Here is a 7,520-nt window from a genome sequence, read left to right on the forward strand (position 1 = left end):
CAGGACTAATTCTGCGTATAGGACTTCTGCCTAGATAACGCAATAGGTCACCTGCTTTCCTTGGTTAACTTGTTTTAACTACAAAGATAATATTTCAACCTCTATTTATTATGATGCAAATCTAAAGGATTAACGCAGATTTTCGCAAAGGAAAACAAAAGATAAAAGAATAACAGTCTTTCAAATCTGCGATAATTCGCGTTAATCTGCGTTTATCAAATAATAAGCACTCTGTGGTGAATTTTGAATCTTAATCCAGGAATCGCTTCGTCAGCCCTTCATATTCATCTATTCTTCTGTCTCTCAGGAATGGCCACCAACGACGAACATTTTCCGAACGTTCCATATCAATCTCTACTACTATATTTTCAGGACGATCATTAGCGGCCTGTACAAGAAGTTCTCCCTGCGGACCGGCAACGAAACTATTTCCCCAGAAAAGAATACCATTTGTCTGCATAGACGGATCGGGTTCATGCCCTACACGATTGACAGAAATAACCGGAAGTCCGTTTGCTACAGCATGGGCACGCTGAGAGATAATCCAGGCATTGAGCTGACGAATCTTTTCATCATCCGCATCCGAACTTTCCCAGCCAATAGCGGTAGGATAAATTAATAATTCGGCTCCTTTCAGGGCCATAAGACGGGCAGCTTCCGGATACCATTGATCCCAACAAACAAGTACTCCTAATTTTCCTAAAGATGTTTGGATAGGCTCAAAACCAATATCTCCCGGAGTAAAATAGAATTTCTCATAATAAGCAGGATCATCAGGAATATGCATCTTACGATATTTCCCGGCAATACTGCCATCACTGTCAAAAACAACCGCAGTGTTGTGATACAATCCCGGAGCACGTTTCTCAAACAAAGAGGTAACCAGCACAATCTGGTTACTGGCAGCCAGTTCGGAATAAAACCCGGTAGAAGGGCCGGGGATAGGTTCTGCCAGATCAAATAAGTTTGTGTTTTCTGTCTGACAGAAATACAAAGAGTTATGTAACTCCTGCAACACAACCAGTTGTGCACCACGTGCGGCACATGCTTCTATACTTTGAGCCAGATTCATCAGATTAGTTCTGATATCTGAAGTATTGGCCTGTTGAATCAAGCCGACTTTTATATTTCTCATCTTAGTAATTTACGATTAGACAATTTACGATTTACGATTGGGGTTACTTTATGATACCTGTGGGGTATTGCATGGTTACACAATGCAAAGAGCCATGCTGCCTGATCAAAGCGCGGCAGTCAATGCCAATTATGTCATACCCAGGAAAAGCTTCCTGCAAAACTTCTCCTGCACGTTTGTCCTTCTCGGGCTGATCATAAGTTGGATAAAGTACCGCATCGTTCAGTATCAAGAAATTAGCATAAGTGGCAGGCAAGCGTTCTCCTTCTTCCTGCACTTCATCGGCCATTGGCAGAGCTAACAGGCGATAAGGCTCTCCGGCCAACGTGCGGAATGTTTTAAGCTGCTCTTCCATGGCATGAAGAGATTTATAATGTTCATCTTTCTCATCTTCACATTGCACATATACGATCGTATCAGCGGGGCATAAACGGGCAAGTGTATCGATATGGCTATCCGTATCATCTCCTGCCAGATAACCATGATCCAGCCAAAGTACCTGCTGAATATGAAATGCACTCTTCAGATATTCCTCAATCTCCACCTTATTCATTTGCCCATTACGATTGGGGGACAATAAACATTCAGAAGTCGTGAGCAATGTACCCATACCATCACTCTCAATAGAACCTCCTTCGAGAACAAAACCGAGACGGTTGACATAGCGTCCTTTCAGAACTCCGTCTTCAATGGCACGACGGGTAATCTGATTGTCCAAATCGGAAGCAAACTTCAGCCCCCAGCCATTAAAAGTGAAATCGAGCAGGGAAGGGGCATCTACGTCCATCATGGTAATAGCTCCATGATCACGTGCCCAAGTATCATTTGTGCCACACTTCAGAAAGCGTACATTCTCCATATTCACAGTAGCAGCGATCTGCTTCTTTACTTCTTCCGGTTCGGGCGTTACAATCAGTAACAGCTCTCGCTGAGCGATCTCATTGGCTATATTGACAAAACATTCCTGTACTTCATCAAGCATATAAGCCCAGTCTGTTCCCGCATGAGGCCAGGTCAGCTGAACACCACTTTGCGGATACCATTCAGCAGGAAGAAAGGGTGCCCGCATCTCTGTTTGCTGAGCCATCACCTTACCAAAATTCAACTGCAAATCCTTTTCCGAATCGCCCGAACGAGGAAGCCCAACTATAATTCCCATCTGTTTACTTACAATTTAATATTTATAAATCTTTAGAACAACCCTATTTACTGTTTTGGCTTACGGTCAAAGAACGGATTCTTAGAAGAAGCACTAACAGGAATAGCCATCACCATTTTACAGTCTTTCAGCCAATTGAGTTGCTGGGCAGCCAATCCGGCTGAAAACATCACACGTGTATCCACCCTCATATCGGCAGCTGTAGCACATGCCGAGCCAATGGCAATACCTACATCAATACTGTTTAGCGCACAGGGCACTCCCTCGGCACGAGCTGCACACGTAGCATATCCGCAATGTCCGCAATTCAATCCTTGTGCTTGCTCGCGCGTACCTATTAATACAATGCATTCAGCACTTAGAATATTATCAGCATCGCGAAGAAAGAATTTCATTCCATGCTCCTCAACCATTGCAATCATCTTGTCAGACAATATTTTGATATCCTCACCTGTAACCAAAGCCACTTCTATTATATCAATACCCTTTCCTTTCGGAGCAGTACGGGCAGCTGTCATCATCTGCCGCGCCACGTTGAGTATATGCTCGTGGCGAATGTCTCGTTCATTCTGTATCATAGCCTTTACTTTAAATAAAATCAGTAAGCAAAGATAAATATAAAAATGCAGTTGAAAAAAGAATTAATTCCTTATCTGATCCGGGAGGGTTATCTACACGCAGAACGGGTGTAAGCTACAGGCAAGTAATGCGCCCCCTGCAATCAGGCAAGGCGTTTGCTACAAACAAATTGTTAACAGTAAAATAAAGAAAAACAGACTGTTCCATATTATTTTGAAACAGCCTGTTCATTTATTCTTTTATCTTTTCCAAAGATCATTTAAAATAACTATCCATCCATACTAAGCGTTCCTGATACCATCTGCTTATTTGCGCCAAAGAAGTATAGCAACTACTATTCGATGGAATATACGGCCATTTCTTAAAATCACGTTCATAGGCTTCTTGTGATATCTGTGACATAAAATCAGAGAAACGACCAATTACATTATTATAACTCAATGCATCCTTTTTCAATTCATTCCAACGCGCTATGATTTCTGGTTTAAAAGCAGTATAAAACATATTCCAGAACCGTTTGCCACTTTCTCCGGGTTCAGGAGAATTAAGAACAGTACCCGAACTTGACAATAACTTACTTCCATTCCAGTAAAGCCCCAGAATCGTATCCATATCATACCACAAAAAATACCAGATATTCCCATCCCAAGTACACATCGTAAGATTCTTATCTACATCATCATCAGCATAAAATGCCTCCAGAAGAATATAGTAATCAATCATAGACCCTTTATCAAAATAACTGGCAAAATCACTTTTAAAAGAACTCGGATTCCTCTGTACACTGCCAAACCAATTCAACGGACGGGCTATTGTATTCTGAATATCCTGGGGAATGTCACCCAAACCACTTACACCATCTATCTTAGGATTCTTCATTTCCCAATTACCGGCTACAAAACCATAGAAATAGTTATGGTCTTCAGCCTTCAATAAGATATGTTTACGATTGGATTTATCCATACAGAAGTTGTCACGATGCGTCTTCAAGTTCCAGGTATATAGTCCATAGTACTCATCATTAATGTAAAGCTCCACAGGAAATCCGTCAATATGCCCTTTGGCACCATTATCCAATACACTCCCTTTGATATTGTCTCCCCAACCCGAACGCCAGGGACGTTGCTTTTCAAAAGGTAATGTACCGGCAACATCATCGATAACACGTCCCATACAGACATTACGCGCCTGTGTGGCATCTATATAATTAGCTTTCAAATGATAAGAGTCCATTGGTATCCAGTTTCCAAATTTTATTTTCCTGTCAAGGTCAATAGAAAAGTTCTTCTTGGGGTAAGACATGGATGAAGATCCCTGATAGGTTATCTCTATATCCGACTTGAATCCATACCCATTCCCACCACTATAAGTTAACTTGGCAGAAACCGGATAATCCTTTGTCACATCATTCAGATTAACTGTTATATTAACCTGTCCTAAGCTCTCCGACGGAAGAATAGAAGTATATTTTTTATCTTTCAGCTCCTGATATTCGGTAAATGATGCGGTAGCATCTTTCAAATCACTGATAGATGTCTCATTTCTCTTCAAGCTTGCCTCCAAAGTAACAATACAGTTTATTAAACTATCATTTGTTTTTTTCAATGCATTGATTGATTTTTGAAGTACTTCGGAATCACCACCTAACGCATATTCTGCATATTTAGCATAAGGCACACTATTCAATGTTGTAGTATTAATCACTTCATAACCGTTGCCTCTGTCAAGTTCTACTTTTATGGACTGATTTTGAGCACTCCATTCTATGTTTTCAAATGTACCTGAAACACTGGTTCCGACACCTATTATCATATTCACATACCCTGAAACAGATGTGGTAAGCTGATGTGTTTCCTTATAAAGGACTTGATTATCAGATAAAACAGTAACCAAAAGCGTTACATTTTGCTCTTTCAGAGCAACTCCGGAAGCATCTCGTATGACTGCCTGATAATTAAATCCTTTCTGGGGATTAGTGGCAAACAAACTCAAACAAGTACAAAGGCAGATAAATAAAAGAACGTGTCTCATAATTTTATGATTTTTTGGGTTATTACTGCTTTACCATCTATGTCAATCAATCTAACAGCATACATACCGGGAGCCAAAAACGATAAATCAAAAGTTTCTTTGGATCTCAACAGACGAAATTGCTTTGCAAGCATTCCATTCGACGAATAAATACGAACTTGTATCGGAGAATTGTATTGAGGTATACATACATTTATATAATCACTGACCGAATTGGGCCATATAGCCGTTTTATCCTGCCAATCATTGTCTTCAAGTCCAACAAGTGAAGAAAAGGATACATAAGACAAAATGCCTTGAATAACCATACAATCATCTGATTGATAATGGCCACCTATAACTTCTCCTATAGCCCATGTTGCTATAGGGGAATCTTCACCTGCTGTGGCTACTAACTGCTGAGCATTGGAGGGAAGAGCATACATACAGCAAAAGACACTCAGTAATGATACATAAATGTGTTTCATAATAGAAAGATTTAATAATTAACTCTATTTGATAAAACAGATGAGAGATAGGAACACCCCAAACGGAATGTTGTTATTTAACATCAATTAAGCATACTCGCAGTATTCAAGCAAAACAATCGTTGTCAGCTATATTTAAAATCAATGAGAATATACAAGAAATAACACCCAAACAATGTTTCTGTAAAAACAGACTTAAGAGGTATGTGAAGTAGATTATTCTACGATTCTTCCAATATTTTGTTTACCTTTGCCAGAAAGATAGAATAAAGAAGTAAAATGCTACAAATAGACAATGCATGTATTGCTTTCGGAGACGAAGAGCTTTTTTCCGGTTTTTGCATGCAGTTACATAAAGGTGAAACCGCTTGTATCGCAGGCGAATCGGGGCGAGGAAAAACTTCTCTTCTAAATGCTGTCATGGGATTTGTCCCTCTACGTAAAGGAACAATTACCGTAGGTGACTTCGAACTGACCCGAAATACCATTGACACCATTCGTCGGCAGATAGCCTGGATTCCGCAGGAACTGGCTCTGCCTATGGAATGGGTGAAGGAAATGGTACAGTTACCTTTCGAACTAAAAGCAAACAGGGGAGCCTCTTTCTCTGAAGAAAAACTGTTCGGTTGTTTTGCGGAACTGGGGCTGGATGAAGATTTGTATCGAAAACGGGTAGGGGAAGTATCCGGCGGACAACGTCAACGCATTATGATAGCCGTGGCTGCCTTGCTGAAAAAGCCACTTATCATAGTAGATGAGCCTACCTCGGCACTCGACTCCGGCTCTACAGATAAAGTACTGGCCTTTTTCCGGAAGCAGGCCGAACAAGGAGCTGCCGTTCTCGTCGTATCACATGATAAAACCTTTGCTCATGGCTGCCACCAATTAATAGCTCTGTAACTTCAATCGTCTAATTGTAAATCATTTAATTTGTAAATGCCTCTCTATGGGAACCATCGATATATCATACCTTAGTCTGCTAACAGGGTTACTCTTACTGATAATCCCTGTATTTTATTTATGGAAATTTAAAACCGGACTCCTCAGAGCTACTCTTATCGGTACAGCACGTATGATCGTACAACTCTTCCTTATCGGAATGTACTTAAAATATCTGTTTTTGTGGAATAATCCGTGGATAAACTTTCTATGGGTGATTATTATGATATTTGTAGCCGGGCAGACAGCTCTCGTACGTACCGGCCTAAAACGAAAAATACTATTAATCCCTATCAGTGTAGGTTTCCTATGCAGTGTCGTCCTGGTTGGAATGTATTTCATCGGTATAGTGTTACAACTGGACAATGTATTTAGTGCACAATATTTCATACCTATTTTCGGTATCTTAATGGGAAACATGCTTTCGAGTAATGTCATTGCACTGAATACCTATTATAGTGGTTTGAAACGGGAAGAACAACTCTATTGCTATCTGCTCGGCAACGGAGCTACCCGGCAGGAAGCACAGGCACCTTTCATCCGGCAGGCAATTATTAAAGCTTTCAGCCCACTGATAGCCAACATTGCTGTAATGGGACTGGTTGCACTTCCGGGAACAATGATTGGTCAGATATTGGGAGGAAGTAGTCCGAATGTGGCTATCAAATATCAAATGATGATTATGGTCATTACATTTACAGCTTCCATGCTTTCATTAATGATTACCATTTCGCTGGCATCACGTAAATCATTTGATGCTTATGGCAAACTATTACAGGTTATGGTAGAAAAGAAAGAGAAAAAATGACAGAACAGATTCTGGAATTCATTTCAAAGTTATCAACACCGGGATTCTTCATTACAGCAGAAGTCTCACGGGAAGGGATCGTTATACCATCCGACATAGAACGCTTCATTCGGGAGAAACTTGTGTTAATAGAACAAGGAACAAATGCACGAAAATTCGTTTATCAAAAAGAAGATTGGAGGATTATATTCACATTTTTCCCTACAGATAGAGTAGTAGACGAGAAATACGCTTTAAAAAATAAAGTTCTTATTAAATATAAACGGTTTTGAGTGTATTTCACCACAGAGTAACACGGAGTTCCACAGAGTTTTTTAATCTTTATTGAAACGCAGAATTCTAAGACCTGCGCAAATATTTGTGCAAGAAAAAACAGTTAAATAAGTTAAATGGGTTGCTATC

General features: G+C 40.2%; 8 protein-coding genes. 3 read left to right on the forward strand and 5 right to left on the reverse strand.

Annotated features, from left to right (window positions below; genetic code table 11):
• Positions 1 to 250: 250 nt before the first annotated feature.
• The 5 genes from QX565_RS16405 to QX565_RS16425 all read right to left on the reverse strand — a co-directional run bounded on the left by QX565_RS16405 (position 251) and on the right by QX565_RS16425 (position 5,371).
• Positions 251 to 1,135, reverse strand: a complete 885-nt coding sequence (locus QX565_RS16405; RefSeq protein WP_122201722.1) for a carbon-nitrogen hydrolase — start codon at positions 1,133 to 1,135, stop codon at positions 251 to 253.
• Between the two features lie 43 nt (positions 1,136 to 1,178).
• Positions 1,179 to 2,294: an agmatine deiminase family protein gene (locus QX565_RS16410; protein ID WP_289293538.1), complete on the reverse strand. Its 1,116-nt coding sequence runs from the start codon at positions 2,292 to 2,294 to the stop codon at positions 1,179 to 1,181.
• 47 nt (positions 2,295 to 2,341) lie between these two features.
• Positions 2,342 to 2,872: a ferredoxin domain-containing protein gene (locus QX565_RS16415; protein WP_002560202.1), complete on the reverse strand. Its 531-nt coding sequence runs from the start codon at positions 2,870 to 2,872 to the stop codon at positions 2,342 to 2,344.
• Positions 2,873 to 3,128: 256 nt separating this feature from the next.
• Positions 3,129 to 4,904: a CotH kinase family protein gene (locus tag QX565_RS16420; protein WP_289293540.1), complete on the reverse strand. Its 1,776-nt coding sequence runs from the start codon at positions 4,902 to 4,904 to the stop codon at positions 3,129 to 3,131.
• A complete protein-coding gene (locus QX565_RS16425) occupies positions 4,901 to 5,371 on the reverse strand; it encodes a T9SS type A sorting domain-containing protein (protein ID WP_289293542.1) in 471 nt (156 codons plus the stop codon). Before QX565_RS16425 ends, QX565_RS16420 begins: the two co-directional genes overlap by 4 nt.
• 279 nt (positions 5,372 to 5,650) lie before the next feature.
• On the opposite strand from QX565_RS16425, the gene QX565_RS16430 reads away from it, so the two are divergent.
• Genes QX565_RS16430 through QX565_RS16440 form a run of 3 tightly spaced genes read left to right on the forward strand, consistent with a single transcriptional unit; the run spans position 5,651 to position 7,390 of the window.
• Complete coding sequence (locus tag QX565_RS16430) at positions 5,651 to 6,271, forward strand: ABC transporter ATP-binding protein (protein WP_289293543.1); 621 nt, start codon at positions 5,651 to 5,653, stop codon at positions 6,269 to 6,271.
• 46 nt (positions 6,272 to 6,317) lie between these two features.
• Complete coding sequence (locus tag QX565_RS16435) at positions 6,318 to 7,118, forward strand: ABC transporter permease (protein WP_251236880.1); 801 nt, start codon at positions 6,318 to 6,320, stop codon at positions 7,116 to 7,118.
• A complete protein-coding gene (locus QX565_RS16440; RefSeq protein WP_221651551.1) occupies positions 7,115 to 7,390 on the forward strand; it encodes a hypothetical protein in 276 nt (91 codons plus the stop codon). Before QX565_RS16435 ends, QX565_RS16440 begins: the two co-directional genes overlap by 4 nt.
• The last annotated feature ends 130 nt before the right edge of the window (positions 7,391 to 7,520 follow it).

It is taken from the genome of Bacteroides sp. 41_26, assembly GCF_949740115.1.
Taxonomy (GTDB): Bacteria; Bacteroidota; Bacteroidia; order Bacteroidales; family Bacteroidaceae; genus Bacteroides; species Bacteroides nordii.

Bases quoted from the DNA above. Each gene is read 5' to 3' on its own strand.
- QX565_RS16405 (WP_122201722.1), bottom strand. From the start codon at position 1,135: ATGAGAAATATAAAAGTCGGCTTGATTCAACAGGCCAATACTTCAGAT.
- QX565_RS16410 (WP_289293538.1), bottom strand. From the start codon at position 2,294: ATGGGAATTATAGTTGGGCTTCCTCGTTCGGGCGATTCGGAAAAGGAT.
- QX565_RS16415 (WP_002560202.1), bottom strand. From the start codon at position 2,872: ATGATACAGAATGAACGAGACATTCGCCACGAGCATATACTCAACGTG.
- QX565_RS16420 (WP_289293540.1), bottom strand. From the start codon at position 4,904: ATGAGACACGTTCTTTTATTTATCTGCCTTTGTACTTGTTTGAGTTTG.
- QX565_RS16425 (WP_289293542.1), bottom strand. From the start codon at position 5,371: ATGAAACACATTTATGTATCATTACTGAGTGTCTTTTGCTGTATGTAT.
- QX565_RS16430 (WP_289293543.1), top strand. From the start codon at position 5,651: ATGCTACAAATAGACAATGCATGTATTGCTTTCGGAGACGAAGAGCTT.
- QX565_RS16435 (WP_251236880.1), top strand. From the start codon at position 6,318: ATGGGAACCATCGATATATCATACCTTAGTCTGCTAACAGGGTTACTC.
- QX565_RS16440 (WP_221651551.1), top strand. From the start codon at position 7,115: ATGACAGAACAGATTCTGGAATTCATTTCAAAGTTATCAACACCGGGA.